The sequence below is a fragment of the Prolixibacter bellariivorans ATCC BAA-1284 genome (assembly GCF_000621705.1).
GTDB lineage: Bacteria > Bacteroidota > Bacteroidia > Bacteroidales > Prolixibacteraceae > Prolixibacter > Prolixibacter bellariivorans.
This window is the reverse complement of sequence record NZ_JHXO01000007.1, coordinates 141,249-167,718: the sequence shown is the minus strand read 5'-3', so window position 1 is coordinate 167,718 and position 26,470 is coordinate 141,249. Positions and strand designations below refer to the sequence as shown.

At 45.3% G+C, this 26,470-nt stretch carries 23 protein-coding genes; 15 read left to right on the top strand and 8 right to left on the bottom strand.

Going from position 1 to position 26,470, the window contains the following annotated elements:
* Window positions 1-80: 80 nt before the first annotated feature.
* From T426_RS0108605 to T426_RS0108575, 7 genes are all read right to left on the bottom strand, one after another.
* On the bottom strand, window positions 81-2,969 hold the full coding sequence (locus T426_RS0108605) for a PAS domain S-box protein (RefSeq protein WP_027585539.1): 2,889 nt from the start codon (window positions 2,967-2,969) through the stop codon (window positions 81-83).
* A gap of 244 nt (window positions 2,970-3,213) precedes the next feature.
* Complete coding sequence (locus tag T426_RS0108600; protein WP_025865662.1) at window positions 3,214-3,930, bottom strand: LytR/AlgR family response regulator transcription factor; 717 nt, start codon at window positions 3,928-3,930, stop codon at window positions 3,214-3,216.
* A gap of 36 nt (window positions 3,931-3,966) precedes the next feature.
* Window positions 3,967-5,046 carry a sensor histidine kinase gene (locus T426_RS25040; protein WP_025865663.1) on the bottom strand — a complete coding sequence of 360 codons (1,080 nt, stop codon included), beginning with the start codon at window positions 5,044-5,046 and terminating at the stop codon, window positions 3,967-3,969.
* Window positions 5,047-5,133: 87 nt separating this feature from the next.
* Window positions 5,134-6,354 carry an ABC transporter permease gene (locus tag T426_RS0108590; RefSeq protein ID WP_025865664.1) on the bottom strand — a complete coding sequence of 407 codons (1,221 nt, stop codon included), beginning with the start codon at window positions 6,352-6,354 and terminating at the stop codon, window positions 5,134-5,136.
* Between the two features lie 12 nt (window positions 6,355-6,366).
* A complete protein-coding gene (locus T426_RS0108585) occupies window positions 6,367-7,125 on the bottom strand; it encodes an ABC transporter ATP-binding protein (protein ID WP_025865665.1) in 759 nt (252 codons plus the stop codon).
* A 7-nt stretch (window positions 7,126-7,132) separates the two neighbouring features.
* Window positions 7,133-8,404, bottom strand: a complete 1,272-nt coding sequence (locus tag T426_RS0108580; RefSeq protein ID WP_027585538.1) for an efflux RND transporter periplasmic adaptor subunit — start codon at window positions 8,402-8,404, stop codon at window positions 7,133-7,135.
* 28 nt (window positions 8,405-8,432) lie between these two features.
* On the bottom strand, window positions 8,433-9,770 hold the full coding sequence (locus T426_RS0108575) for a TolC family protein (protein WP_025865805.1): 1,338 nt from the start codon (window positions 9,768-9,770) through the stop codon (window positions 8,433-8,435).
* A gap of 699 nt (window positions 9,771-10,469) precedes the next feature.
* On the opposite strand from T426_RS0108575, the gene T426_RS25035 reads away from it, so the two are divergent.
* Entirely contained in the window at window positions 10,470-12,122 is a 1,653-nt protein-coding gene (locus tag T426_RS25035) for a hybrid sensor histidine kinase/response regulator (RefSeq protein ID WP_025865804.1), read from the top strand.
* Between the two features lie 588 nt (window positions 12,123-12,710).
* On the opposite strand, the gene T426_RS0108560 is transcribed toward T426_RS25035, so the two are convergent.
* The gene (locus T426_RS0108560) at window positions 12,711-13,274 is read right to left on the bottom strand and encodes a hypothetical protein (protein WP_025865803.1); all 564 of its coding nucleotides are present in this window, start codon (window positions 13,272-13,274) and stop codon (window positions 12,711-12,713) included.
* A 518-nt stretch (window positions 13,275-13,792) separates the two neighbouring features.
* On the opposite strand from T426_RS0108560, the gene T426_RS0108555 reads away from it, so the two are divergent.
* The 14 genes from T426_RS0108555 (at window position 13,793) to T426_RS23165 (ending at window position 26,362) form a co-directional block, all read left to right on the top strand.
* Window positions 13,793-14,431 (top strand): hypothetical protein, encoded by a 639-nt coding sequence (locus T426_RS0108555; protein ID WP_025865802.1) that lies wholly within the window; start codon window positions 13,793-13,795, stop codon window positions 14,429-14,431.
* 94 nt (window positions 14,432-14,525) lie between these two features.
* On the top strand, window positions 14,526-14,906 hold the full coding sequence (locus tag T426_RS0108550; protein ID WP_025865801.1) for a VOC family protein: 381 nt from the start codon (window positions 14,526-14,528) through the stop codon (window positions 14,904-14,906).
* A 27-nt stretch (window positions 14,907-14,933) separates the two neighbouring features.
* A complete protein-coding gene (locus T426_RS0108545; RefSeq protein ID WP_025865800.1) occupies window positions 14,934-15,641 on the top strand; it encodes a DNA alkylation repair protein in 708 nt (235 codons plus the stop codon).
* 397 nt (window positions 15,642-16,038) lie between these two features.
* Window positions 16,039-16,956 (top strand): SMP-30/gluconolactonase/LRE family protein, encoded by a 918-nt coding sequence (locus T426_RS0108535; RefSeq protein WP_081782529.1) that lies wholly within the window; start codon window positions 16,039-16,041, stop codon window positions 16,954-16,956.
* A gap of 261 nt (window positions 16,957-17,217) precedes the next feature.
* The gene (locus T426_RS0108530; RefSeq protein ID WP_025865798.1) at window positions 17,218-18,111 is read left to right on the top strand and encodes an AraC family transcriptional regulator; all 894 of its coding nucleotides are present in this window, start codon (window positions 17,218-17,220) and stop codon (window positions 18,109-18,111) included.
* Between the two features lie 71 nt (window positions 18,112-18,182).
* Window positions 18,183-18,920, top strand: a complete 738-nt coding sequence (locus T426_RS0108525; RefSeq protein WP_025865797.1) for an SDR family oxidoreductase — start codon at window positions 18,183-18,185, stop codon at window positions 18,918-18,920.
* 51 nt (window positions 18,921-18,971) lie between these two features.
* On the top strand, window positions 18,972-19,562 hold the full coding sequence (locus tag T426_RS0108520) for a TMEM175 family protein (protein WP_027585537.1): 591 nt from the start codon (window positions 18,972-18,974) through the stop codon (window positions 19,560-19,562).
* Between the two features lie 108 nt (window positions 19,563-19,670).
* The gene (locus T426_RS0108510; RefSeq protein WP_025865796.1) at window positions 19,671-20,321 is read left to right on the top strand and encodes an HAD family hydrolase; all 651 of its coding nucleotides are present in this window, start codon (window positions 19,671-19,673) and stop codon (window positions 20,319-20,321) included.
* 143 nt (window positions 20,322-20,464) lie between these two features.
* Window positions 20,465-21,784, top strand: a complete 1,320-nt coding sequence (locus T426_RS0108505) for a gluconate:H+ symporter (RefSeq protein ID WP_234406869.1) — start codon at window positions 20,465-20,467, stop codon at window positions 21,782-21,784.
* 11 nt (window positions 21,785-21,795) lie between these two features.
* Entirely contained in the window at window positions 21,796-22,266 is a 471-nt protein-coding gene (locus T426_RS0108500) for a RidA family protein (protein ID WP_025865794.1), read from the top strand.
* Window positions 22,244-23,356 carry a D-TA family PLP-dependent enzyme gene (locus T426_RS0108495; protein WP_148303836.1) on the top strand — a complete coding sequence of 371 codons (1,113 nt, stop codon included), beginning with the start codon at window positions 22,244-22,246 and terminating at the stop codon, window positions 23,354-23,356. Before T426_RS0108500 ends, T426_RS0108495 begins: the two co-directional genes overlap by 23 nt.
* Before the next feature lie 16 nt (window positions 23,357-23,372).
* The gene (locus tag T426_RS0108490) at window positions 23,373-24,452 is read left to right on the top strand and encodes a dipeptidase (protein ID WP_025865792.1); all 1,080 of its coding nucleotides are present in this window, start codon (window positions 23,373-23,375) and stop codon (window positions 24,450-24,452) included.
* A 93-nt stretch (window positions 24,453-24,545) separates the two neighbouring features.
* Window positions 24,546-24,968 (top strand): DUF3995 domain-containing protein, encoded by a 423-nt coding sequence (locus tag T426_RS0108485; RefSeq protein WP_025865791.1) that lies wholly within the window; start codon window positions 24,546-24,548, stop codon window positions 24,966-24,968.
* A gap of 248 nt (window positions 24,969-25,216) precedes the next feature.
* Entirely contained in the window at window positions 25,217-26,362 is a 1,146-nt protein-coding gene (locus T426_RS23165) for a PAS domain-containing sensor histidine kinase (protein ID WP_051568962.1), read from the top strand.
* The last annotated feature ends 108 nt before the right edge of the window (window positions 26,363-26,470 follow it).

Here is a 26,470-nt window from a genome sequence, read left to right as displayed (position 1 = left end):
ACATAATGAATAGCCCTGAGGATTCTTGATCTTCAGGGTTTATTTTTTCAGTACTTGCTGAGGTAAGCAAATTTTCATCATCAAGGGTGGTAATTTCCCATTACATCGGCAATAGCTTGATAAAGCTCCTCTTTTTTCACCGGTTTTGCTATATAACCATGACATCCCGCCTCAAGCAATAGGTCCCGCTCTTCGAGCATAGCATAAGCTGTCTGGGCAATAATCCGGGTCGTCAATCCCTTCCCTTTAATTTCCTGAAGAAATTCATACCCGCTTTTTACCGGCATATCAATATCCAGAAGGATTAAATCAGGTTGATTATCCTCGAGCATATTCATCAAAACCTGTCCATTGGAAGCATGTTTTATCTCCCCCACGCGGTTTCTTAAAATTTCTCTAAGATACATGTAAGAATTACGATCATCTTCAGCGATGATAATGCTCAGATCCTGAAATTCACCTTTCGAATCAGCAGTTTTTTCTCCTTGTAACAAGGGGTGCTGAATTGTTTGATAAGGAACGGTAAAACTAAAGGTTGTGCCGGCACCAGCATGGGAAGTAAACCAGATACTTCCGCCCAGAAGTTCCACAATACCTTTCGAAATGCTCAGCCCCAGTCCGGCCCCTTCATGATGTCTGTTTTCATCTACCTGGCGGAAACGTTCAAAGATGACTTCTGCCTTTTCGGGAGGTATCCCAACCCCAGTATCTTTCACATAAAACTCAACAAACTCCCCATCAATAGTCTGTTTCAGATTGAAACCAACCGTAATCTGCCCCTTCAATGTAAATTTCAATGCATTGCTAAGCAGATTATCGACAACCTGTTGGACCCTGATGGCATCGGTTTGCAAATGGACTTTTTCGGCATCTGGTGGAAGTTCCAGCTTAAACTGCAAATCAGCGTTATTAATTATCGATTCCGACTTCTCAAAAGTGAGATAACTGTTTCGGAGCAACTTTGCTGGCTGACAATCAACTTTATATATCCGAAATTGTCCGGCTTCGATCTTAGAAATATCAACGATATCGTTGATAATCTGCAACAGGCGTTTACTCGAATTCTGAATAATTTCGATAAAGTTATCACGTTCGGGATCGTCCGGTTCCAGTTCACTCAACAGATTGGAAAAGCCCATGATGGCATTCATCGGTGTCCGGATTTCATGGCTCATATTGGCCAGAAAAATGGATTTCAACCGATCGCTCTCCTCTGCCTTTTCTTTTGCCTGCAACAATTCTATTCCTGTTTGTACTTCGCGGGTAATGTCCTGGAGCGTTCCGTGACGCTTGACCGGTTTTCCCTCTTGATTATATTCGGTGACATAGCGTTGTTCGAGATGTTTTATCCGGTCATTTTCCAGCAACAGACGAAACTTAACCTCACTGTATTTTTTCCCGATTTTAACAGAGGCAAATGACCGTTCCACTTTGTTCCGGTCATCCGGATGGACAAGTTTCATAAATGCATCGAAAGGAATCTCCGTATTACCGCTTTCTATTTCCAGTATATTGCCGATAGCTTCCGAAAAATGCATTTTCTGCGATGCAAGGATAAAGTCCCAGTGCCCGATTTGAGCCAGCGTTTGGGCTTCTTTCAGCTTGCGTTCACTCTCCTTCAATGCTTCCTGTGTCCGATAAAAATCAGTAACATTACGGGCTACACCAAGCACGCCAATCAGGTTTCCTTCCGAATCGTACATGGGGGTTTTAACCGTTTCAAACAACGCCTCATGTCCGTCATCGGCATAAGTGACCCATTCCAGGTTGGTCTGCGCCTCATTTGCTTCAATTGTTGCTTTGTCTTTTTCACGGAAGAAGTTTGCCAAATCAGTTGGAAAGAAATCATAGTCGGTTTTACCGATTAAATCTTCAACCGGCACTCCCAATAACCGCTCAAACTCATGGTTACACGAAATGAAGCGCCCATCCTTGTGTTTTAGCCAAATTAAGTCGGGAATTGTTTCAAAAAGGGTTTTTAACTGTTGCCGCTCGTTTTCCAGTCGTAGCTTAGCCTCTTTCCTTTCCGTAATATCCCGAACAAACATCATATGTGCCAAACGCCCATTGTAATTTAGTGTACTGGCCGTTAATTCGACTGTTATCAATCGCCCGTCTTTATGCTGAATAACGGTTTCGTAATTCGTTGGCGCGTCCTTTCCGGTAGTTCGTGCAATATAATATTGCTCTAAACGAGAACGCTCTCCGGGTGCAATGAATTCCAGAAAATTTTGGTTTAAAACTTCATTTCGTCCATAACCAAAAGCCGATGAGATCATATGATTGGCAAACCGTACCAATCCATCCTGCAAAATCACAATGGTATCACCGGCCCCTTCGACCAACGTCCTGTATTTTTCTTCACTTTCGTGAAGGGCGTTTCTGGTCTGCCAGTTCTGATTCTGTTTCAGCATCAGCTTTCCTAACAAAACGTTACCTATCGGATAGACAGTTAACAATGGCAAGGCAATTTCCGATAAGGTATGCCACCGTATTTCTGCCGGAAGTAAGACCGAACATCCCAGCATGGCCAAATGAACGGTAACCCCTAATGCCAGTAATTCCAATAACTGATTATTACAAAACCAGTTCGGGCGAAGATTCCGCCAAAGAATTCCAACGGTACCCGATGTAATAATTACTGCTATGCCCATCCACATTCCTTCACCACCTTCGAGGATACGGAAGATACCGGTTGCAAGCATCGCAATGACAGTAGGAACCAATCCGAAAAAAACACCGGATATCGAAAGCATTACGGAACGGGTGTCGAAAACCAGGCCGGGTTTCATGGTCCATTGCGATAACATCAGAATAATCCCGATGGCACCCAGTATGATGCCGGTAATTAGTTTATCGGAGAGTTTTTTCGAGTTCTCTTCCCCAACCCACAGATAATCATAAAGCATGCTGAAGGCCAGAAGAATGGCTGTATTTTGCAACAGCGCAACCACAATCGAATTATTCATTCTCTATCACTTTTGCGAATGGCGCGACAAGATGACCTATTTGTCAATCTTCCAAAAGGCTCTCTCTCATATAACCGATATGTATTCTGACACACATTCAGTTCATCGTCGGGTCAATCAATACAAATTTATAACGATATAGGGATGAATAAAATTGCGTGAAACGGTCACTAACTCACCCATTCATTTATCCGGAGTAGAGACCAAATCAAGAACATGAGATGCAGAAGAGCCTGTGACCAGACTATAGAAAATTCTTATCGAGGAACTCCTGAAACTTTTCTTTGTACTGGTCGCCTACCGGGATGTACACCTTATCAAAAATGATACGGTTCCGTTCGATGGTCTCTATTTTAGCCAGGTTCACAATATAGGAACGATGCACCCGCATGAACCGGTCTTCGGGCAATTTAGCATCCAAAGCTTTGAGTGAATTAAGCGACAAAATAGGTTTCCGTTCATTTTGTACATACACCTTGATGTAGTCTTTCAGACCTTCGATGTAGAGGATATTATCGAAATTGATGCGCCGGATTTTATATTCCGACTTGATGAAAAGGTATTCGCTATTAGCTTCGATTTGGGTATGGGCCTGATGTTCGAGGTTGAACATATTCTGCACTTTGACCGCCGCTTTCAAAAACTCCTCGTAGCTGAAGGGTTTCAACAGGTAATCGACCGCATTCAGTTTAAAGCCTTCGAGGGCATATTTTTCGTAGGCTGTGGTGAAGATGATTTTGGGTGGTGACGTCAGTGTGCGGGTAAATTCGGTTCCCGACAAGTCGGGCATATGAATGTCGAGAAACAACAGGTCGACTTGCTCGTGTGCCAAAAATTCCATGGCATCGAGCGGATTGTCAAACGTATCCACCAGTTCAAGAAAAGGTGTTTTCTGAATGTAGCCCTTGATCAGTTGCAGGGCAAGAGGTTCGTCGTCGATGGCTATGACCCGCAGATTCATTTTTTCGGTTTTTAGGTTGTTCACAAGACAATTTCTTTAAGACTCGCTAATCTGAATGGTTAGCAGTACCTGGAACATTTCGTCATTCTCATCAATTTCCAGTTTATGTTTTCCCGGGTAAATCAGGTTCAACCGCTTCCGGGCATTTTCCAAACCAATCCCCGAATGTTTTTCTACCGATTTCCCGGAAAGCACTTTGCTATTCCGGCACATGAAGTTGATGTTCCCCTCCTCTATCTGCAAAACAATATCGATAAACGACTTTTCGCGGTAGCTGATACCATGTTTAAAGGCATTTTCGATAAATGGGATGAACAACAACGGCGACACTTTAATATTCTGGGTTTCTTCCGGAAACGAAATATTTACCGTCACCTTTTCATTGATGCGCAGTTTCATTAAATCGAAGTAATTGCGCATAAAACCGATTTCTTTTTCCAGCGGAATCAACTCGCTCTCTGATTCGTACAACAAATAGCGCATCATGTGCGAGAGTTTCAGTACTGCTTCACCTGCATCATTCTGATTCAAACTGATTAACGAATAGATGTTGTTCATGGTGTTGAAGAAAAAGTGCGGACTGATTTGGCTTTTCAGCAGGGCCAATTCGGAATTCAGCTTAGCTTTTTCCAAATCTTTCCGTTCTGCTTCATTCTTCGCAAGTTTTCCCATTACCCGGAGTCCCATGGCAAATCCTGAAATAAGAAAACTCGTAATCAAATAAATATAAATGTGAAATTCCTGTGGAGGCGGTTTCGGAAAGTTATTCTTCTTCCAGATTTCCCGCATGGCTTCCATGAACCGTTGTTCATCTGCTGTAACCAACAGGTGATTCCCCCAGACGCTCACCCAGTAGAGCGCGAAAACCATAACGGATATTAGCAAAAAGTACATCCATCTCCGGTCTTTCAGAAAGAAATGCGGAATCAGCCAGATATAATTAATGTAAAACACTGCTGCATACACTGCCGTGTTGAAATAGAGCCGTCCCGACATCATTCCACTGCGTCCCCAGGCCAGCATCATTAAGTATTGTGGCAGGAAGAAGAGGAAAATCCAGGCCAGCACATGCAACAAGATATGCAAGCGGTTACCGTAGAGTACTTTTCGTTTCATCAGTTAAAGTTTTTACCCGTGCCGTCAAATTTGATTTCAACAGCACGGGCAAGGATTTATATCCTGAAGTCCCTAAGATAGCAGAATTTACTCATACCGGAGAGCGTCAATCGGATTTAAGCCGGCAGCTTTACGGGCCGGATACCAACCGAAGAATATTCCGATAGCGGAACATACCAGGAACGACAGAATCACTGAACTGGACATCACATATACCGGCCATCCCATGATGGAACCCACCAGGTTGGAAGCCAGGTACCCCAGTATAATTCCCAGTATTCCGCCGATAACACTTAGCAGAACCGACTCGATAAGGAACTGCATCAGAATATCGATACCACGGCCACCGATGGACATACGCAGCCCGATTTCGCGGGTACGTTCAGTGACTGAAACATACATGATGTTCATGATACCAATCCCCCCCACCAGGAGTGAAATTCCGGCAATAGCTCCCAACAGGGCCGTCAGCACGTTGCTGATGGATGAGAACGTACTCACCAGTTCCGATTGGGAGAAAACCCGGAAGTCATCTTGTTCTTTACCCGTGATTTTGTGCGATTTCCGTAACGCCTTTTCCACTTCATCAATGGCGGCATTTGCCTTTTGTTCGCTGGCAGCTGACATGCTGATTCCCTGTATATAATCGATGGCCAGGATTCGTTTCTGCACGGTTGTATATGGGGCCATGATGATGTCATCCTGGTCGCGACCAAAAGAGTTATCACCTTTAGGAGCCAGTACCCCGATTATCTTAATGGGAACTTTCTTGAAGCGAATGGTTTGACCAATGGGATCGGCATCTTCTCCGAACAGGTTCTTTACCACGGTGTGACCAACCAGACAAACCTTTCCCATCGATTTGATTTCGCTCTCGGTGAACATGCGTCCGCTGGCCAAATCGTACTTTTTGATGTTCAGATACTCATCATTAATGCCGTACATCGAAGTCGGCCAGTTTTTATTACCATATACAGCCTGTCCGCTGGCACGCAGTTCAGGCGAAACGGCGACAACATCAGGACAACTATTTTGAATTGCAGTAATATCTTTCAGTGTCAGCGACTCCGAGTTTGTATTTCCCAGCTGCACGCCGCCTCTTTCCATGGAAGCCGGCATCACCTGAATGAGGTTGGTTCCCATGGACGACATCTGCTCCTGGATACTTCGTTTCGAACCTTCGCCAATGGCCAGCATGGCAATCACCGAGGCCACCCCGATGATGATCCCCAGCATGGTTAAAAATGCCCGGAACTTGTTTCGCCGCAAGGCATTGATGGCTATTTTAAATAAATTGGAAATATTCATCTCGCAAAGGGTTTAAAGTGAAACATCCACATCCTCGTCGGGCGGGAGCTGATTGAGCATCTCCAGAGCACTGAGCCGATCGGTTACCGGATGTTCGCCTTTGATAAGGCCATCACGGAAGACAATGTTCCGCGTAGTAAACCGGGCAATATCCGGCTCATGCGTCACGAAGACAATCGTTTTTCCTTTATCATTCAGTTCCTGAAAAAGGGCCATGATCTCGTAAGAAGTACGCGTATCCAGGTTTCCCGTGGCTTCATCGGCCAGGATAACCACCGGGTCGTTGACCAGCGACCGGGCAATTGCCACACGCTGCTGTTGTCCGCCCGAAAGTTGGTTGGGCATGTGGTGCATCCTGTCAAGCAAACCGACAGCTCTTAGTGCTTCCGTCGCACGTTCTCTCCGCTCTCTACTGCTGACCTTACTATTGTAATACAACGGCAATTCTACATTTTCTAACGCCGAGGTCCGTGGTAACAGGTTATATGCCTGAAAAACGAACCCCAGCTTCTTATTTCGCAGGCCAGCCAGTTCATTCCGGTTCAGTTCGCCCATGTTGATGCCGTCGAGCTGGTATTCGCCAATAGTCGGTTTTTCCAGACACCCGAGAATATTCAGCATGGTTGACTTCCCGGAACCGCTGGCTCCCATGATGGCTACAAATTCACCGGAATTAATTTCCATATCGATTCCCCTGAGCGCTCTTACCGTTACCTCCCCCACGTGGAAATCTTTATGAAGATCCTTTACCTGTATGATGGTATGATTCATAACTTGCTTATTTTTTGTTCCGATGAGGACGGTGCGGCATAAACGGACTGTTGGCCATCCTGTCACCAGCCTCCGACATATTCTTCTCACTCATCGATAAAACCACCTGTTCGCCCTTTTTCAGGCCCGAAAGAATCTGGACATCCGTTCCATCATTGATGCCGGTTTTCACTTTCACCGGATGTATCATCACACCGTTTTTGATCCAGACACGCTGATCTTCACTACTCGCATTTCCATTACCTTCTGCCCCTTCGTTCCTTTGTCCAAACTCCTTGTGCCCTGGAGCTTCCGAAGCCCAGGCTCCGTGTTGTGGATGATCTTTCTCCGGCAATTGCTTCATATAATCAGCCATCAGGGCATGATCGGGCTTGAACAGCAATGCCTGCATGGGGATTTTCAATGCATCCTTAGCTTCCTGCACGAAGATGGTAGCGCTGGCCGTCATTCCCGGTAACAGCTTTTTATCGGGGTTGGGTGCCGAAATGATGACAGTAAAGGTTACCACGTTGTTGGTCGTCACCGGTTCGAGACGGATTTCAGTAACCTTACCGGTGAATTTCAAATCGGGATAAGCGTCAACGGTAAATTCAACCCGCTGTCCGTCTCTTACCTGGCCTATGTCAGCTTCGTCCACATCAGCTTCTACCTGCATCTGAGTCAAATCATTGGCAATGGTAAACAGCGTCGGGGTGTTGAAACTGGCTGCCACGGTTTGTCCTTCGTCTACGGCACGGTTCAATACCACACCATCGATGGGCGAATAAATCGTTGCGTAGTCGAGGTTGGTTTTACTCTTGTCGTAGCCCGACTGGGCACTGATTACGTTGGCTTTGGCCTGCTCGTAATTGTATACCGCCTGGTCGTAATCGGTTTGCGAAATCAGTTGTTTCTCGTATAAGGGTTTTAATCTTTCGTAATTGGATTTCTGGTATTTCAGTTCAGCTTTCGCATTGTCCAGCGTAGCCCTGGCCTGATCGAGCGAAAGCCTGAGTGGCTCCTCGTCAATTTTCGCCAGCACCTGTCCTTTTTTCACATGCGAGTTAAAGTCGACATAGAGCTTTTTGATTCGTCCCGAAACCTGGGTACCTACTTCAACGGTTTGAATGGCTTGAATGGTACCGGTAGCCGTTACGGTATTACTGATGGTACCGGTCGTCGCCTCTGCGGTTTGAAAGTCGATTGTTTTGCCTTTATCCTTCAAGTAATGGCGAACCACGAGACCGCCGATGGCAATCACCGCGATGGCCGATATGATAATGATGGTTTTCTTTTTCATTTTATTCTGTTTTAACGTCTGGTTTTACTTACAGGGTTAACGGTACTCCGGAATAGAAATCGAGGATTTTATAACTAAATATCAGGTTGTATTTTGATTGCAGCAGATTGCTCTGTGCGGTAATTTGATTGGTTTTTTGTACCAGGAAATCCACCGAGTTGATGAGTCCCTGCCGGTATTTCTCTTCGGCTACCAAGTACGACTCGTTGGCTGCATCATATTTTTCCACACTGGCTTCGTATTCTATCTGGGCCGATTTTACATCGGTACAGGCCTGCTCAATCTCTTTCCGCAACTGGTTTTTCACATCGATTTCCTGCAACTCGGCATTCTGTGTCCCTATTTGAGCTAGCTCCACATTCGATTTCACCTGTCTGTTGTCGAAAATCGGGATGGAAAGGCTCAGGCCCACCGAAGGCGTCAGTTGGTCGCTCAGCTGAGTGCGATAGTCGTTGCCTGTCTGCAAACTGGTATAGCCCGTATTCACGCCGGCATTCAGCGCCAGCCTGGGCAAATATCCTGCTTTGGCAATATTCACGTCGAGGGCAGCACTTTGCTTGCTCAGCTCCACGCTTTTCACTTCGGGTTTAAAACCCAATGCTTTCAGGTATATATCCTGCGGAATCGGGTTACGTTGCTGATTGACCAGCGAGTCGAGTACCGGGCGGATGATATGAAAATTATCGGTTACCGGAAGCTCCATCATCTGCATCAGATTCAGGCGGGCAATGGCCAAATCCTTTTCGGCATTTGCCAATGTCAGTTTCTCACTGGCCAGCTCCGATTTCACCTGCAGGTAATCTGACCGTGAAATCACCCGAAGAGACAATTTCTCACTGGCCAAATCCACCTGTCCTTTAGTCGACTGAATTTGATTCCTGGCATTGGTCACTGCTTCCTGTGCATAGAGCACCTGCAAATAAGCATTCAGGATATTCAGGCTCACGGTCTCCTTGTTGGTCTGAATATCGTAGTTGCTGCTTTGCAGGTTCAAATCGGCCTGCTTGACGGCATTGGTCAGCTTTGCTCCGTTGAAGAGGGTCAGGCTGGAGTTCACGCCATAATCGGTGCTGTTGGCTCCCGAATAGCTATTAGAGATACCATTGTTTTTACTCCAGCTGAAGTGCTGGTTAACCGATGCATTGAGGGAAGGCAGCTGGTTCGCGCGTGCCTGGTTAACCTGCACTGTATTACTTTTGTAAGTAAGTTCACTTCCCCGCACGGTGACATTTTTTTTCAACGCATACTGTATACAATCCTGTAACGTCCACTGGGTCGAATCGGCGGTTTGTGCCGAAACACCTGAGTTGGAAAAGTACAGGATGATGATCCCGATGATGGAAATATGCCTGATGATTGTTCTCATGCTCTCGCGTTTTTATTTTACCGAAAGGTAGTTTCAGGCGCCCCCGATAAAAAAAAGGAATAGACCGGGAAGGGGATTTTATCGACGAAGGGAAGGATTTTATCGAAGCAATGAAAAATGAGTAATGAGAAATGAACAATGAAAAGTTGACAAATAAAGGTGTTGAAGGAATGTAACACAGAAGATTGTTGGTAGCGGACTTTAGTAGAGTCACGATACATCGTGCCCGGACACCGAACCCATAAATACCACCAGGAACCGACGTCCCGAAGGGACAACTTAATTTAGCCCAATGGCAACGCCTTGGGGATGATGACAACGATCATTTCGTGCACCCTGCAAGGGCAGGTTATTATTAATGTCGCGCCATTACCCGGGGTTTCGCCTTTGAATGTTCGAAACAATGGTTTCTACTCATCCCAACCCTTCTCTAATCATAGAGAAGGACCACGCCGCTGCATATCCGCAAGGCATCAATTCCAAAAACAAACTTATTGTCTTCCCGGGAAAAAATAGAAATACAGACTTCGATGTTGTCTCCGGTCTCCTCCCATATCTATGATTAAAACCTGTTATATAATACCCCGGAAAAGCGAAATTTTTTGCCCATATTTCAATGGGGAATATTGAAAAGAGAAAACGTCACATATTGCCGGTTAAACGCGACCGGACAACCTAACAGGAATCTTAAAAACCTGCATGATGAACCACAGTGCCAAAACCAAAAAAGAACTCATCGCTGAGTTGCAGGAATTGCAACAGAAGTACCAGTCACTAAAGAAACAATACGACAAAAACATCGTCAGCCAGAAACAGGCTAATTTGGACTTGTTGGAAAGCGAAAAACGCCTTCGGGAAATCAGCCAGAGCGTCTGGGTGTGGGAAACTGACGAAAAAGGAGTCTATACCTACACTTCGCAAACGGGCATCGACATGTTTGGCTCATCGCTGGATGATATCATTGGGAAGACCCCCTTCGATTTTATGCCTCCGGAGGAAAAAGAGCGGGTAGCCCCGCTGTTTGCAGAAATTACGGCCAGTAAAGCGCCCATCAAAGATATGGAGAACTGGGTCATCAAGAAAAATGGTGAGCTGTGTTGCGTTCTCACCAATGGTGTTCCCATTCTCGACGAAAAAGGAGACCTGAAGGGGTATCAGGGTGTCGACCGGGATATCACCGAATGGAAAAAGGCTGAAGCGGAAATCAAACGCATGAACGAAGAGTTGTTGATTAGCAATGCCGAAAAAGACAAATTCTTCTCCATCATCGCGCACGATCTGCGCAGCCCGTTCAACAGTTTTCTGGGCCTGACCCAAATTATGGCAGAAAACCTGCAGGACCTGACCATGGAGGAGATACGCAAGTTTACCCTCACGATGCGCGATTCGGTCTCCCATCTGTACAGTTTGCTCGAAAATCTGCTGCAATGGTCGCGGATGCAACAGGGAATGATTCTTTTCAATCCGGAAATTATCCCCCTCTGCTCCATCATCATCGACAGCCTGGATATTATAGCAGAACCGGCCCAAACAAAGGAGATTGAAATCACCTGTGCTATCCCTAATAACCTGGAGGTATTCGCCGATGTGAATGTGGTACAGACCATCATCCGGAACCTGGTTTCCAATGCGGTAAAATTCACGCCACGAGGCGGGAAAGTCGATATTGCGGCTAAAATACTGCCCGATCGCTTTATCGAAGTATCGGTTGCCGATACGGGGATTGGCATGAACCGGGAGATGCTGGACAAACTCTTCCATCTCGACGGTAAAGTCAACCGCGAGGGAACCGAAGGAGAAGCCAGCACCGGCCTGGGGTTGATTCTCTGTAAAGAGTTTATCGAGAAACAAGGCGGCAAATTATGGGTGGAAAGCGAGGAAGGAAAAGGTTCTGTCTTTTATTTTACCCTGCCATTTGCCGAAGAATCGGAAAAGCGAAACCTGGACGAAAACGGAGCTGTCGTTGCCGAACCAGCCGATGAGGACGGACAACTGAAAGTGCTGATTGTGGAAGACGATGAAACATCGGAGCTGATGATATCCATAGCCGCGAAGATGTTTGGTGACGAAATTGCTCTCGCGAAAACCGGCGACGAAGCGGTGGTAATTGCCCGCGGCAATCCCGATATCGATCTGATTTTAATGGATGTGCAGATGCCCGGCTTGGACGGCTACGAGGCAACGCAGCAGATCCGGAAATTCAACAAAGACGTCATCATTATCGCCTTAACCGGCTTTGGATTTACCGGCGAGCGGGAAAAAGCCATCAAAGCAGGCTGCAACGATTACTTTTCCAAACCGGTGAACAAATACAAACTGAAAGCCGTCCGGCAGAAGTATTTCAGTAAATAAACGAACTATGCTCCAGCCCTATATCCTGGCAGGTTTTCGCAACCTGTCAGGATTTTTTTGTACGTCCCTACGGGACATCTCAATTCAGCCCAATCGCAACGCCTTGGGGTTAATGGCACCGATCATTTCCTGCGCCCTGCAGGGGCAGTTTACCATTAATGCTGCGCCATTACCATTGCGGTCGAAACAGCGACTCTTTTTCAATCATAGCCGTTGTGCGACCGCATACACGTTCCGTTTCCATAACCCAGGGTTTCGCCCCGGGCTGAAGTCAATTGGCCTTTCAGGCCGAAAAAAACATACACCAAATTTTGTCTGATGGATTTGGCACAGACCACTACCGGGGTTTACCACCACCAACAGGGTGTTATAATTGGTCGCCAATCGGACTCCTCTATTTTACGTAATGTTGTATTTTGAAGGTAGGCTGTAGGTTCGTCGTTCCTTCGTTCTTCCTTCGTCGGAGCGAGGGTGTACAACTTAACAATAAGTGCGATTTTAAAAAGCCATTTTCCAAGCCGTTTTTTCCGTTGCTGAAAACGAAAAAAGGGAGAGCATCGCCCTCCCCTCACTTTCAAAAAATGAAAATCACAGACTCTTTTCCTCCTCTGTCAGGTTGCCGGGCACATCGGTTGCCCGGATCATGATTTTATCGCCGTCGAGCGATTCGTTGGTAGCAGTAGCCGTATAACGCCACCAGATGGTTCCCGGCTCCAACTGTGCCGTACCACTTTCCACTTCGGTGCCGTCGGCGTTTTGGATGGTGACAGTTACTTCGGCCACGTTGAAATCGTCGGTGGCGCGTACCAGGATATAGCTATCAGGCTGGCCGGTATAGTTGCTCAGGTCCACTTCGTTGATTTGCGGCGCTTTCATGAAATCGGCGACGGCTACGTTATAGGCACTTTGTCCTTCTTTGGCTGCAGCCTCGTATGCCGCCTTCATTGTTTCATCTTTGGTTGCCGATTTTCCATAGATAACAGCTTCCTGAAAATGATTTTGATTGTTTAGCTGTGCTTCCGACGGTTCCACTGTTCTCTCCCGGGGAGCGGCAGCTACAATGGTTTTTCCGTTGACGTTGCGGAATACAATTAGATTACCCAGCTTACCGCTGAGGCCGGTGGTAACGATGTTATTGCCAACTTTTGCCATAACATTTCGAATTTAAAGGTTAATGAATAGATTAGTTATCACTCGAGACAGCTACTTCTCTCCTTCCGGTGGAAACGCAGAAGGAATGGTTTGCTATCCTTTTTTTATTTGTTGGTGGATTACAATAAGTAAACCGTTAGTTAGTTTTTGATTTCAGGAGTCTGTCATCTCCAAAACGTTACCATAAGTTACAACATTCTGACGAAAAGTTTCTTATGTTTAGGAGCAGGTTTTGGATAGGGAATAATACTTAGCACTTTATTTTATTGGAGTTTGGCTGTGTTCTACCTTATATGAATGGTGTGGTGTTGAAAAGTTATTGAGTGAAAGGCAATGCCGGATACGAAAAGGAAGCGGCAAATCGTTAATTTAGAGGATCAGTAAAACAAAAAAAAGAAAGACGATCTAAGTGGTAGTGAAAAGTTGGGCTTCATCCCCTAATCAAGAAATAATAACAACCTATATAGAAAAAGTAACACAATTACGTTGGGTTACACATACGTTAGCAGTAATTATTAATGAAGAAAGATTTTGACATATCCCCCAGATTATCCAATCGTATAGTTCACAGTCTGACTGAGAGTTTATACGCTTCTGGAATATTTACTGATGATGACATCAAAGACAAAAAATCACTTTGTTTCGCTCTTGAACGTATCATTGATAATGGAGGTATTGATGAGTTGACAGTTGACTACACGCAAAGTCTAACTGCAAAAGCCAGAAAGTATAAAAATTCTAATGAACTTGACTACGCAAGAATATTCTATGCAACCTACTTTGAACATGAGGTTAATGCCTTAATATATTTATTCTGTTTAAGAAACAAGATTGATAATAAAACCCAAACAGCAATAATTCAATCTGTAAATATATGGGGGAAATTTACATGGTTGTTGCAACTAATGAACTACCCTAAAATTAATAAGAACCATCTGAATACTATCAAAATGTTGGCTGACTCTAGAAATTCATTTATTCATTACAAGTGGAAAGATACCTCTGATTTCCATAGTATTCCGGATTCAGAAAAAGAGCAAGAAAAAATTGATAATGAATTTGAACGAATCGAAAAAGCAGTGAAGTATTTTAGAAATTATTGCAGCAAAATAAAGTTTAAAGGAAATAAATCGAGGATTAAGAAATTGATAAAATAAAAAAGCTGCGAACAATGTATATAGTGCATATCCTAAGGTATACACACCATACACTTTTATTAACACTACCATTGAATATCAATCAATCCGCTTCATGAAAATCGACCGCATCGACCATATTGTCCTGACTGTTGCCAACATGGCGGCAACCATCGAATTTTATACCGAAATACTGGGCATGGAACTGGTGGTTTTTGGCGACAACCGGAAAGCGTTGTCGTTTGGAAGGCAGAAAATCAACCTGCACCCAAAAGGCAACGAATTTGAGCCCAAAGCCTCCGCTCCCACCTGCGGCTCGGCCGATATTTGTCTCATCAGCACTACCGCCATTGAGGAAGTGAAGGCCGAGCTCATCAGCAAGGGCGTAAAGATTATCGAGGGCATAGTGGAGCGGACCGGCGCCACGGGAAAAATCCGCTCGCTTTACCTCCGCGACCCGGACGGCAACCTGATTGAGATTAGTAATTATGCGTAAATTTGTGGGAACATTCATCATAACCACATGAACAACATCCTCACCCGCCTCCGAGAAGAACTGCAAAACAACGCCACGGAAGAAACCCGGATATCGGGGCAGCGATTCTTCAAAGGAGAACTGAAATCGTACGGCGTGAAGACGGCGGCCGTGCATAAAATCAGTAAGGAGTTCTTCAAAGAGCTCCGCTCGGAGAGCAAAACCACCATTTTTGCCTTGTGCGATGAGCTATGGCAGTCGGGCAACCTGGAAGAGTCGGTTGTGGCCTGCAATTGGTCTTACTCTCTCCGGAAACAGTACACTCCAGAGGATTTCGACGTGTTTACGAAGTGGGTAACTAATTATGTAAATAATTGGGCTTCGTGCGATACTTTGTGCAATCACACCGTCGGCGACTTTGTGATGATGTACCCGGAGTTTCTGGCCCAATTAAAGGAGTTTGCGAAGTCTGAAAACCGTTGGGTGAAGCGTGCTGCTGCCGTAACGTTAATTATTCCGGCACGAAGAGGTCTGTTTTTAACATATGTATTCGCCATCGCTGATATTCTACTCCGCGACACCGATGATTTGGTACAAAAGGGTTACGGCTGGATGTTGAAAGCAGCCAGTGAGGCACACCAACAGGAAGTGTTCGATTACGTGGTTCGCAACAAGGCAGTGATGCCCCGCACGGCATTGCGGTATGCTATTGAGAAAATGCCGAAGGAGATGAAGGCGGTAGCGATGGCGAAATAGAAGAGGTTTCAGGTTAGCTTCGCATTTCAGGTTTCAGGTTAGGCTTCACGGTTACTTTAGTTTCTGTTGTTTCTGTTGTTGGATACAGGTTCAGTCGAATCGTACTCTTCATTGTTCATTAATTAAAGGTTACAGGTTGCGCTGCGTTGTTACTGTTGTTTCTGTTGTTACTGTTGTTGAGCTTCGCGGTTTCAGGTTTCAGGTTTCATGTTTCAGGTTGGGCTTCTGTGGTTATTATGGTTTCTGTTGTTGCAGGAGGAAGGTTATAATCGTATTCTCCCGCTCTCCACTTCACCCTTTCTCCCACTCACCATTTTGGATTCCGTTGAAAATATTATCTTTCGTCCGTTTGAAAGGGCCGGCTTTAGTGCCGATAATAAATAAAAACCTCTGATACATGCAGTTATTCTCATCCATCCGTTTGATTCGTATTTTACCGGTTGTGGTAGCCGGAATACTGGGGTTCTCTCCCATCGCCAATGCGCAAAACAGTCCGGTAGTGGCTGATGGCGCTCAGCTGAAGCTCATTTCCAACCAGTTTTCCTTTACCGAAGGGCCGGCTGCCGACGCCAAAGGAAATGTATATTTCACTGACCAGCCAAATAATAAAATCTGGAAATACAGCACCGATGGTAAACTGTCAGTTTTTATGGACAAAACGGGCCGTTCCAACGGTATGTACTTCGACCGCAAGGGGAATCTCATCACCTGTGCCGATTTGCACGACCAACTGTGGTCCATTTCGCCCAACAAGAAAGTAACCGTATTGGTAAAGGATTTTAAGGGACACCGGCTCAATGGTCCCAACGACGTGTGGATTGACCCGAAAGGCGGCATGTACTTTACCGACCCGTACTACCAGCGCGATTACTGGAAGCGCAAGCAACCCGCCATCAAAAAACAGCGTGTTTATTACCTCACACCCGACCGGCGTAAAATTATCATCATGGCCGACGACCTGGTGAAACCCAATGGCATCATTGGCTCACCAGACGGAAAACAACTGTATGTAGCCGACATCGGTGCCAACAAAACCTACGTGTATCAAATCGAAAAGAATGGCCACCTGAGCGATAAGAAACTATTCACGGCGATGGGTTCAGACGGTTTGACACTCGATAGTGAAGGTAACCTCTACCTCACCGGGAAAGGCGTAACAGTCTTCAATAAAGAAGGCAAAAAGATTGATCATATTGACGTTAAACAGGACTGGACGGCCAATGTAACCTTTGGTGGACCACATTTCAAGACGCTTTTCATTACCGCCAGTCACGGCTTTTACAAGCTGCCGATGAAGGTAAAGGGAGCCAGGTAAGAAATAGTTAAAGGGTTTCATGTTTCAGGTTACGCTTCGCGGTTTCTGTTGTTGAAAGAAGACATGAGACACCAGAGGAGAGATGTTAGACAAGAGAGACTTCAGGTTGCGCAGCGTTCGACCCCGATGCTGCGATCGGGATTTCGCTTTGCTCAACCTTAGACAATATGGAATGGTCTTTCGATTGTTCATTATTCATTACTAATTACTCATTGATTCAAGGTTTCAGGTTAATGTAAACAACTATTATTTGCATGGTATATGAAAATAGAAACGGAAGAACATAACATTCCTAAATATCCTTTTGAAGCCGATATGAATAGCGGGAATCCCATGTTTCGCATTCACCGGATTGACCATAAAACCAACTACAAAAAGTCGGAGTTTCTCGTGCCTCATCGCAAGGATTATTATTTTTTCGCCTTTGTAAAACAGGGAAACAGCCGGCATTGGATTGATATGAAACCTTATACACTCCAACCGGATACCTTTTATTTCACCACACCTCATCAGGTGCATCTTAAAGAGGAAACAAAGCCATTTACCGGTGTTGGCTTCAGTTTTAACAGCGATTTTCCGGAACTGGAAGGAGAAGCATTTAAAGCACTTCCCATCATCCAAAATCCATATAATGGTCACGAATTGAAACTCAATCCGGATGATCTGACTTTTGTAGAAGATATCCTGGATAAGACATTGATTGAGTATCATAACAAAGAGGCAGACTGGCAGAACAATATGATATCGGCCTATATGAGGGTTTTAATGATTTATCTGAGTCGTTTATACAATGAGCAGTTTACGATGAAAGAAGCCGGGCCCAACAGGGACCTGCTAAAACGGTTTACCAATCATATCGAAGAATCGTTTGCTCAATACCACGAGGTGAACGATTATGCCGAACTAATGAATTTGTCACCCGGGCATTTAAGTGAACTGGTAAAAGAGCAAAGCGGCAAACCAGCCATTACGCATATCCATGAACGAATTTCACTGGAGGCCAAGCGTTTGTTGTTTCATACAGAACAGAGTGCAAAGGAGATTGCCTTTTCTCTGGGATTTGAAGACGCTTCTTATTTCAATCGTTTCTTCAAGCGAATCAATGGTCAAACACCGCTTCAGTACAGACAGCAAATCCGCGAAATGTACCATTGAAACCGGTAAGTGTACCGTTTAAATCATCATGGCGAAAATATCTTTGCTGTTATCATTTAAAAACGTGAGAAATGAAAACAGCTTTGATTACCGGTGCCAACAGAAGCATTGGATTGGAAACAGCCCGACGGTTAGCCGGGAAAGGATATTTTGTGTATTTAGGAAGTCGTGATTTATCAAAAGGGAACGAGGTCGTTGACTTGCTTAAACGAGAAGGCCTCGGGACAGTAGAAGCCTTACAAATCGATGTATCGGATTCAGAATCCATACTTGCGGCCCGTGAGATAGTTCGTCAAAAGTCAGGCGGACTGGATATACTCATCAACAATGCCGGCATTAGCGGAGGATTTCCACAGACACCAAGTCAAATGGACACAGATACCATTCGCCGTGTTTTTGACACCAATTTCTTCGGAACCATTCAGGTAACACAAATCTTTTTGGAATTATTAAAGAAATCTGATACCCCACGCATTGTCAATGTAACATCGGGCCTGGCTTCACTGACTTTACACAGTGACCCGACGTGGCAGTACCATGCTTTCAAAGGAGCAGCATACGGTCCGTCAAAAACGGCATTGAATGCGTTTACCGTTGCTTTAGCTTATGAACTTAGGGAAACAGCTTTCAAAATCAATGCAGTCGATCCGGGTTTTACAGCCACCGATTTTAATCAACACCGTGGAACCGGAAAAATAGATGATGCTGCTGATTTCATCATTAAATACGCCCTCATTGGTAATGATGGTCCTACAGGGAAGTTCTTTAGCAAAGACTTGAATGGAGAAGGTGATGAAAGTCCGTGGTAAACCTTGCCTGCCCTTATCACGTTAAAGGACTTAAACCAAAATACCTAAAGCATGAACAAAGGGCGTATGGAAGCCTTCAGCGACGGAGTGCTGGCGATTGTTATCACCATCATGGTGCTGGAAATAAAAGTTCCACATGGCCATGAGTTTATCGACTTAAAACCGGTCATTCCTGTATTTCTGAGTTACGTACTGAGCTTTATCTACGTTGGAATTTACTGGAACAATCACCACCATATGCTGCATACGGTAAAGCGGGTGAATGGCAGCATTTTGTGGGCCAATTTGCATCTGCTTTTCTGGCTTTCACTCATCCCGTTTGTGACGGGATGGATGGGTGAAAATCATTTCAGTCCCACTCCTCTTGCCTTATATGGTGTTGTCCTGTTGATGGCTTCGATAGCCTATTTCATTCTGCAAAACCTGATTATCAAAAGTCACGGACATACTTCTCTTCTGGCGAAAGCCATTGGAAAAGATATCAAGGGTAAAGTATCGCCGATATTGTACCTGATTGCTATCGGTTCCAGCTGGTTGAGTCAATGGTTTTCCGGAGGCGTATACATTCTTGTCGCCCTCATCTGGCTGATTCCTGATAAACGGATAGAACGGACAATTACAGGAACCACTTCAAAAAACTGATGTATTCGATTTCGATCCGAAATGAAGGCTCTTCTTGTGATGTCCCCAGCAAATTGCTTAAGTTTGCCGATTCATTTCAGGAAGTAACCACACGCAAAAACAATATCCATGTCTTTTAAAGGAATTATTTTCGATTTGGATGGTACGTTGCTCGATACCATCGAAGATATTGCCGATTCGATGAACCAGGTTCTCAGTGAAAACAACCTGCCGACGCACAATACAGAAGCTTACCGGCTGTTCGTTGGCAGCGGCATCAAAAACCTGGTAAGGAAAGCCCTCCCCGAATCGCACCGGGACGAAGCAACAGTTCAGGCCTATTTCCAAACGATGTACAACCTTTACAGGGAAAACTGCGTGAACAAAACCAAACCGTACGACGGGATTACGGATTTACTGGACGACCTGGCTAAAAGGGATTTAAAACTCGCCATTCTGTCGAATAAAGCAGATGAAATGACACAACAGACCGCCAGGGCGCTTCTTCCTGAAGATTACTTCAGCATCATCGCCGGACTGACGGATGAAGCGCTAAAAAAACCCAATCCGCAAAAAGCGCTTCAAATGAGCAAAGAGATGGGCATCGATCCGAAAGAAGTGATTTATGTGGGCGACACAGACGTAGATATGCAAACAGCTACTAACGCTGGCATGTATGCCGTCGGTGTGTTATGGGGATTTCGGGGCGAGAAAGAACTGCGTGCCAACGGAGCACAGAAACTGATAAGCCACCCATCGGAGCTATTAGGACTGTTATAAAAAGCTGTGCCTATTCCTTCTATTAGTTTTGTAAAGAGTTGGTAAATTCATTCAGGCGTGTAAATTTGGGGTACAAAGCAAATCATGTTCCTAAACCCGGCGAAAAGCTTCGGGTTTGATGAACATCACCAAACTGCGACTTTATGATGCCCTTACTGATTGTCCTGGCCGGCGTGCTTCTGCTCCTGCTGCTGATTACTGTCTTCAAGCTCAACGCCTTCATCTCGTTCACACTGGTCTGTCTTTTTGTGGGGTTGGCCATGGGCTTGCCGCTGAATGCCATCATTGATGCGCTGAAAAAAGGGATGGGCGAAACGCTCGGCTTACTGGTGTTGATTCTGGGATTTGGAGCGATGTTGGGTAAGTTGGTGGCTGACAGCGGTGCGGCGCAACGAATCACCCAAACATTGGTTGGAGCCTTTGGTTTGAAAAGAATCCACTGGGCCCTGATGTTAACCGGCTTTATTGTCGGTATCCCCATGTTTTATTCCGTCGGCTTTGTCATCCTGATTCCCATCGCCTTCACCATTGCCGAGGCAACTGGGCTGCCTTTGCTCCTGGTCGGGTTGCCCATGCTGGCGTCCCTTTCGGTAACGCACGGTTATCTACCGCCACACCCCGCACCCACAGCCATTGCAGCCATGTTTCATGCTGATATAGGCGATACCATGATGCTCGGTTTGCTCATTGCTATTCCGGCCATCATTGTAGCGGGCCCGATACTCTCCCCCCGCTTCAAAAAAATCAAAGCAAAACCGCTGGCGGATTTCACCGGACATGAAGTTTTGGACGAAAAGGATTTACCATCAACGTTCATCAGCATCTTGACCGCTCTAATGCCCGTTATTCTGATTGCTTTTTCAGGAATAGCCAACCATTTCATCCCCAAGGAATCCGCCATCTATCCATACATCGAAGGAATTGGAAATCCGGTGTTGGCGATGTTGTTGTCGGTACTTTTTGCCATTTGGTCTTTGGGAGTTCGCCGTGGAAAACGTATTCCCGATATCATGGACCGGCTGGCACACGCTGTTTCCAGTATCGCCATGATTTTGCTGATTCTGGCAGGAGCCGGAGGCTTGAAAGAGGTACTGGTAGCCAGCGGCATCAGTGAATATTTGGGAGAATTGCTGCGGCATTCACAAATGTCGCCCCTGTTCCTCGCCTGGCTGATAGCAGCCGTCATTCGCGTGTCGGTCGGCTCTGCCACTGTAGCCGGAATGACCGCTGCCGGAATTGTTTTACCACTCGCCTCTTTACCACATGTTTCAGCTGAATTAATGGTATTGGCCATTGGTTCCGGAAGCTTAATGCTTTCGCATGTGAACGATGGCGGCTTTTGGATGTTTAAAGAGTACTTTAACCTTTCGGTGAAAGAGACGTTTATGACCTGGACCGTAGTGGAAACAACTATTTCTTTAGTTGGTCTGGCAGGTGTTTTTGTCATCAATCATTTTATATAAACCAAACGAAAATGAACACAGTAGAAGAAAAAATCAAAGCTTTGGGACTGGAACTGCCGCCCCCACCGCCATTGGGTGGCATTTATCATCCGGTCGTTGTTACGGGAAATCATCTCTACGTTTCGGGACAAGGCCCGCTGAAGAGTGATAAGCAACTCATCAAAGGAAAAGTTGGCCGAGACTTAACGGTTGAAGAAGGACAACTGGCCGCCCGTCAGGTGGGACTGGCCATGTTGGCCACCATCAAGGCACAGATCGGCGATTTGGGAAAGATCAAGCGTTTGATTAAGACCCTGGGAATGGTCAACTGTTACCCAGAGTTCGAACAACATCCGCAAGTCATTAACGGGTTCAGCCAGTTAATGGTCGATGTGTTTGGCGAAGAGAACGGCAAGGGCGCCCGCAGTGCCGTTGGCATGTTTCTTCCCGGCAACATCGCCGTAGAGGTAGAATGCATTTTTGAACTACAGGAAGAAGGTTGATATGTGGTATTCCGTCACCAATGAATCATCGGTTTTCACGCCATCTGTATTGCTTTACCCCGACCGGATAGAAGAGAATATCCGAAGAATGATTGCGATGGCCGGCGATGTCAACCGGCTTCGCCCTCATGTAAAAACACATAAAATCCCTGAACTCATTCAACTCCAGGTTGGAATGGGTATTCGCAAGTTTAAATGCGCCACCCTCTCCGAAGTAAAAATGGTGGCTGAGAACGGCGGTGAAGACATCTTGCTCGCCTATCCGTTGTTAGGACCTGCCATTGCCTGGTTTCTGGAATTCACCGATCGCTTTCCTGGTATAACTTTCGCCATCACCATCGACTCGCTTGCAGCAGCTCACATGCTTGACACGGCTGCTTTTCAAAAAGGACAAACGGTTCGGGTTTTCATCGATCTGGACACCGGCATGCACCGGACCGGAATCATTCCTGGTTCAGCCGAAATCCTCGTGGATTACATCCATAGTAGTGAAAATCTTCATTTCGCAGGTTTTCACTTTTATGATGGACATGTTCATGAAATCGACTTAGCAGAACGAAAGGCTCATATCGACCGTGACTTCGAAAGCGTCGCTCAGCTGGTGAAAAATGTGAATGAGAAAGGCATAGAAGTGCAAGAAATCGCTTGTGGCGGGACACCCACATTTCCAATACATGCGCAATACCCCGAACGAACGCTGTGTCCGGGAACGCCCATTCTTTGGGACGCAGGCTACACCGAAACCATCCCCGACCTCGATTTTCTGCCGGCTGCCGTTATCGCCGGACGAGTGATTAGCAAACCACATGGCAACGTATGCTTCGATTTGGGTTATAAGGCTTTTGCTTCGGAAATGCCTCACCCAAGGCTCCAATTTCTCAATTTTGAGCCCGGCGAGGTGGTCAACCACAGCGAAGAACATCTGGTGGTCACCCCTGACCGTGAAGAAGATTTCGAAATTGGGGAACTGGTCTACGCATTACCGAAGCATGTATGCCCCACGATGGCGCTCCACGAGAAAGTGTATGTGGTCAATAGTCACCAGGTAACCGGAACCTGGGACGTAACCGCCCGGAAAAGAATTTATTAATTGATTAGAAATCAAAATGGAAAAAGATAAAATATTGTGCTTCGACGCTCACCTGGACATCTCAATGAATGCCATGGAGTGGAACCGTGACCAACGTTGGACGGTCGAAGAAATCCGCGAAAGCGAAAAAGGCATGACAGATAAACCAGACCGCGGTAAGAACACGGTCTCATTTCCCGCCTTACGGGAAGGAAAGGTAGGCTTGGTTGTCGCCACACAAATTTCGCGGGTAGTAAAGCCGGAAAGTCCAATTCCAGGTTGGTATTCGCAGGAACAGGCCTGGGCGCAAACACAGGGACAGCTGCAATGGTACCGCACCATGGAAGAGGCCGGCGAAATGAAGCAAATTGTGGACAGTCAAACATTAACAGAAAGCCTGGCATTATGGAAAAATCCCGATGAAAAGGCGCCAATTTGCTACTTACTTAGTCTCGAAGGTGCCGACTCCATCATTTCGATGAATCACCTCGAAAGAGCTTATAAGTATGGCTTACGGGCCATTGGTCCGGCACATTACGGACCGGGCGTATATGCCAATGGAACCGACTCTTCCGGAAGACTGAATCCCAAAGGAGTCGAACTGCTGAAAACCATGGAACAACTGGACATGATTCTGGACGTGACCCACCTGAATGACGATGCCTTCTGGCATGCGCTGGACATTTACAAAGGAAGCATCTGGGCGAGCCATAACAACTGCCGTCACTTTGTCGACCATAACCGGCAATTCAGTGATGACATGATTCGGGAACTGGTTAACCGCGAGGCGGTCGTTGGTGTCGCGCTTGATGCATGGATGATGGTGCCTGATTGGATTCGCGGCGTTTCTACACCCAAAGGACGGAATGTATCGCTGGAAATCATGGTCGACAACATTGATCACATCTGTCAGCTGGCCGGCGATTCGCTACATGTCGGTGTCGGCAGTGATTTGGACGGTGCTTTTGGAAATGAACAGTGCCCGTACGATCTGGATACCATCGCAGATATACAAAAACTGCCCGGGTTGCTCAAAAAGAGAGGCTTTAGTGATGAAGATGTGCAAAATGTTATGCACGGCAACTTTGTGCGGTTTCTACAGGAGTATTTTAAATAACCGGAAAGAAATGACTGATTTGATTTATCTACAGTTTTCAAGAATTAAATGCTGAAACAGTGAAGAATCTGACAATCGAAATTAGTCAATGAAATGAAAGAAGTTTTTGGAACCATATTGATTGTTCTATTTGTTCTGCTTTCCCTCCTCCACTTCTACTGGGTTTTTGGTGGTAAAAAAGGACTTGATAAAGCACTGCCCGCCGACAATAATGGTAATAAAGTATTTAATCCGGGAAAAATTGAAACGTCAATTGTTGGTTTTGGATTGTTGTTATTTGCCTTGTACTACTTTTTAAAGGTTGGAAATTTAAAAACAGAGTTGCCCAGTGTAATACTTGATTATAGCGGTTGGATTATTTCATCTGTTTTTATTCTGCGCACAATCGGAGATTTTAAATACGTCGGTTTTTTCAAGAAAATAAAGAACACTGAATTTGGGAGATTTGACACTAAATATTTCACGCTTTTAAGTTTAATTATTGGAATACTCGGAGTAATCGTAGAGTTGATGTAACTGAAAAGTAAACTAAAACGACGCACAGACCACAACTACCATAAGCAATTATAACAGAAAGAATATATAGAATAGTGCTAACTATTCAGTGAATCTTTACATTTTAGGCAATGCACAATAAATAAGGCTACATCGCGGTTATTATTAAGTTCCAGTCGAGTAGATTTGAGTTGTACCTGCAGCGAGCAAACATCAAAAAACTGAACAACAAATGCCCGGCTTGAAACGACTATTCCAACTAAACATACATGCATAAAAAACCCTCATACGAAGCATTAGAAAAGCAAATAGAAGAACTCAGCAAAGGAAGTACAGAACGTCTGGAGCAGCTGCTTAAAAATTCATTTGACATGATTGTGCTGTTAGATTCGAATGGCATTCAGCATTATGTAAGTGAATCGTGTGAGAAGATTCTGGGTTATCGTCCCGACGAATTGATACAGATACCGGTTATTGAGCAATTGATTCATCCCGAAGATCAGGAAAAAGTGTTGCTTGCCCTTCAGGATATTGTTAAGAATTCGGACAATGGCGGAACGCAGTACAGACACCGGCATAAAAATGGTGGTTGGGTTTATCTTGAGGCTGTCGGCTCCAATCAAATTGATAATCCACTCATCCAATCTGTCATCCTGAATGTACGTGATATTACGGAACGCAAAAATGCGGAAGATGCGCTGATTGAGAGTAAGGCCCGCTTAAGCGAACTCAATGCCACCAAGGATCGTTTTTTCTCCATTATAGCCCACGATTTGAAGAGTCCGTTCAACAGCATTTTCGGATTCAGTGAACTGCTGGTCGAACAGATGAACAGGAAAGACTACCAGGGAGTTGAAAAATTTGCCGCCATCATTAATCGTTCATCGAAGCAGGCCATGGATTTATTGACAAATCTGTTGGAATGGGCACGCGCTCAAACGGGCAAAATTGAATTTAATCCGGAATACATCGAACTGGTTACCTTAATTAATGAAGTCGCTGAATTATTTAATGATTCAGCGCAGCAAAAAGCTATCACCATTATCAAAGACTTACCTCACAACCTTCCTGTTTTTGCGGACAAATACATGATCGGTACGGTTTTGAGGAACCTGATATCAAATGGAATAAAATTCACTCACCCAGGAGGGAAAATACGCGTCAGCGCCAAACAAAATGAGAATCAAGTAACGGTATCGGTTTCCGATAATGGTGTTGGGATTGAAAAAGAAACCATCGACAAACTGTTCCGGATTGAATACAGTTATTCAACTACAGGTACCGCCAGTGAATCCGGAACCGGGCTCGGATTATTGCTTTGCAAGGAATTTATTGAAATGCATGGTGGTAAGATATGGGTGGAATCTGAACCAGAAAAAGGCAGCGTATTTCTTCTTACGCTACCAATCGCTTAATGGGTGGTTATTTGGGCGAATCGACTCATAAAACGGCAAATTAATACAAAAGCAACAAGTATTGGTCTCTGCCCTTACATAAAAAACTCCTCTGCCCGCCAACAGAGG

What these genes read in the sequence shown, in the direction of transcription:
- T426_RS0108560 (WP_025865803.1), bottom strand. Translation starts at nt 13,274, where the DNA reads ATGGCAAAAGTTGGCAATAACATCGTTACCACCGGCCTCAGCGGTAAG.
- T426_RS0108525 (WP_025865797.1), top strand. Translation starts at nt 18,183, where the DNA reads ATGAAAACAGCTTTGATTACCGGTGCCAACAGAAGCATTGGATTGGAA.
- T426_RS0108520 (WP_027585537.1), top strand. Translation starts at nt 18,972, where the DNA reads ATGAACAAAGGGCGTATGGAAGCCTTCAGCGACGGAGTGCTGGCGATT.
- T426_RS0108535 (WP_081782529.1), top strand. Translation starts at nt 16,039, where the DNA reads ATGCAGTTATTCTCATCCATCCGTTTGATTCGTATTTTACCGGTTGTG.
- T426_RS0108505 (WP_234406869.1), top strand. Translation starts at nt 20,465, where the DNA reads ATGATGCCCTTACTGATTGTCCTGGCCGGCGTGCTTCTGCTCCTGCTG.
- T426_RS0108580 (WP_027585538.1), bottom strand. Translation starts at nt 8,404, where the DNA reads ATGAAAAAGAAAACCATCATTATCATATCGGCCATCGCGGTGATTGCC.
- T426_RS0108490 (WP_025865792.1), top strand. Translation starts at nt 23,373, where the DNA reads ATGGAAAAAGATAAAATATTGTGCTTCGACGCTCACCTGGACATCTCA.
- T426_RS0108575 (WP_025865805.1), bottom strand. Translation starts at nt 9,770, where the DNA reads ATGAGAACAATCATCAGGCATATTTCCATCATCGGGATCATCATCCTG.
- T426_RS0108550 (WP_025865801.1), top strand. Translation starts at nt 14,526, where the DNA reads ATGAAAATCGACCGCATCGACCATATTGTCCTGACTGTTGCCAACATG.
- T426_RS0108545 (WP_025865800.1), top strand. Translation starts at nt 14,934, where the DNA reads ATGAACAACATCCTCACCCGCCTCCGAGAAGAACTGCAAAACAACGCC.
- T426_RS0108605 (WP_027585539.1), bottom strand. Translation starts at nt 2,969, where the DNA reads ATGAATAATTCGATTGTGGTTGCGCTGTTGCAAAATACAGCCATTCTT.
- T426_RS0108485 (WP_025865791.1), top strand. Translation starts at nt 24,546, where the DNA reads ATGAAAGAAGTTTTTGGAACCATATTGATTGTTCTATTTGTTCTGCTT.
- T426_RS25035 (WP_025865804.1), top strand. Translation starts at nt 10,470, where the DNA reads ATGATGAACCACAGTGCCAAAACCAAAAAAGAACTCATCGCTGAGTTG.
- T426_RS0108600 (WP_025865662.1), bottom strand. Translation starts at nt 3,930, where the DNA reads ATGAATCTGCGGGTCATAGCCATCGACGACGAACCTCTTGCCCTGCAA.
- T426_RS0108590 (WP_025865664.1), bottom strand. Translation starts at nt 6,354, where the DNA reads ATGAATATTTCCAATTTATTTAAAATAGCCATCAATGCCTTGCGGCGA.
- T426_RS23165 (WP_051568962.1), top strand. Translation starts at nt 25,217, where the DNA reads ATGCATAAAAAACCCTCATACGAAGCATTAGAAAAGCAAATAGAAGAA.
- T426_RS25040 (WP_025865663.1), bottom strand. Translation starts at nt 5,046, where the DNA reads ATGAAACGAAAAGTACTCTACGGTAACCGCTTGCATATCTTGTTGCAT.
- T426_RS0108555 (WP_025865802.1), top strand. Translation starts at nt 13,793, where the DNA reads ATGAAGAAAGATTTTGACATATCCCCCAGATTATCCAATCGTATAGTT.
- T426_RS0108530 (WP_025865798.1), top strand. Translation starts at nt 17,218, where the DNA reads ATGAAAATAGAAACGGAAGAACATAACATTCCTAAATATCCTTTTGAA.
- T426_RS0108510 (WP_025865796.1), top strand. Translation starts at nt 19,671, where the DNA reads ATGTCTTTTAAAGGAATTATTTTCGATTTGGATGGTACGTTGCTCGAT.
- T426_RS0108500 (WP_025865794.1), top strand. Translation starts at nt 21,796, where the DNA reads ATGAACACAGTAGAAGAAAAAATCAAAGCTTTGGGACTGGAACTGCCG.
- T426_RS0108585 (WP_025865665.1), bottom strand. Translation starts at nt 7,125, where the DNA reads ATGAATCATACCATCATACAGGTAAAGGATCTTCATAAAGATTTCCAC.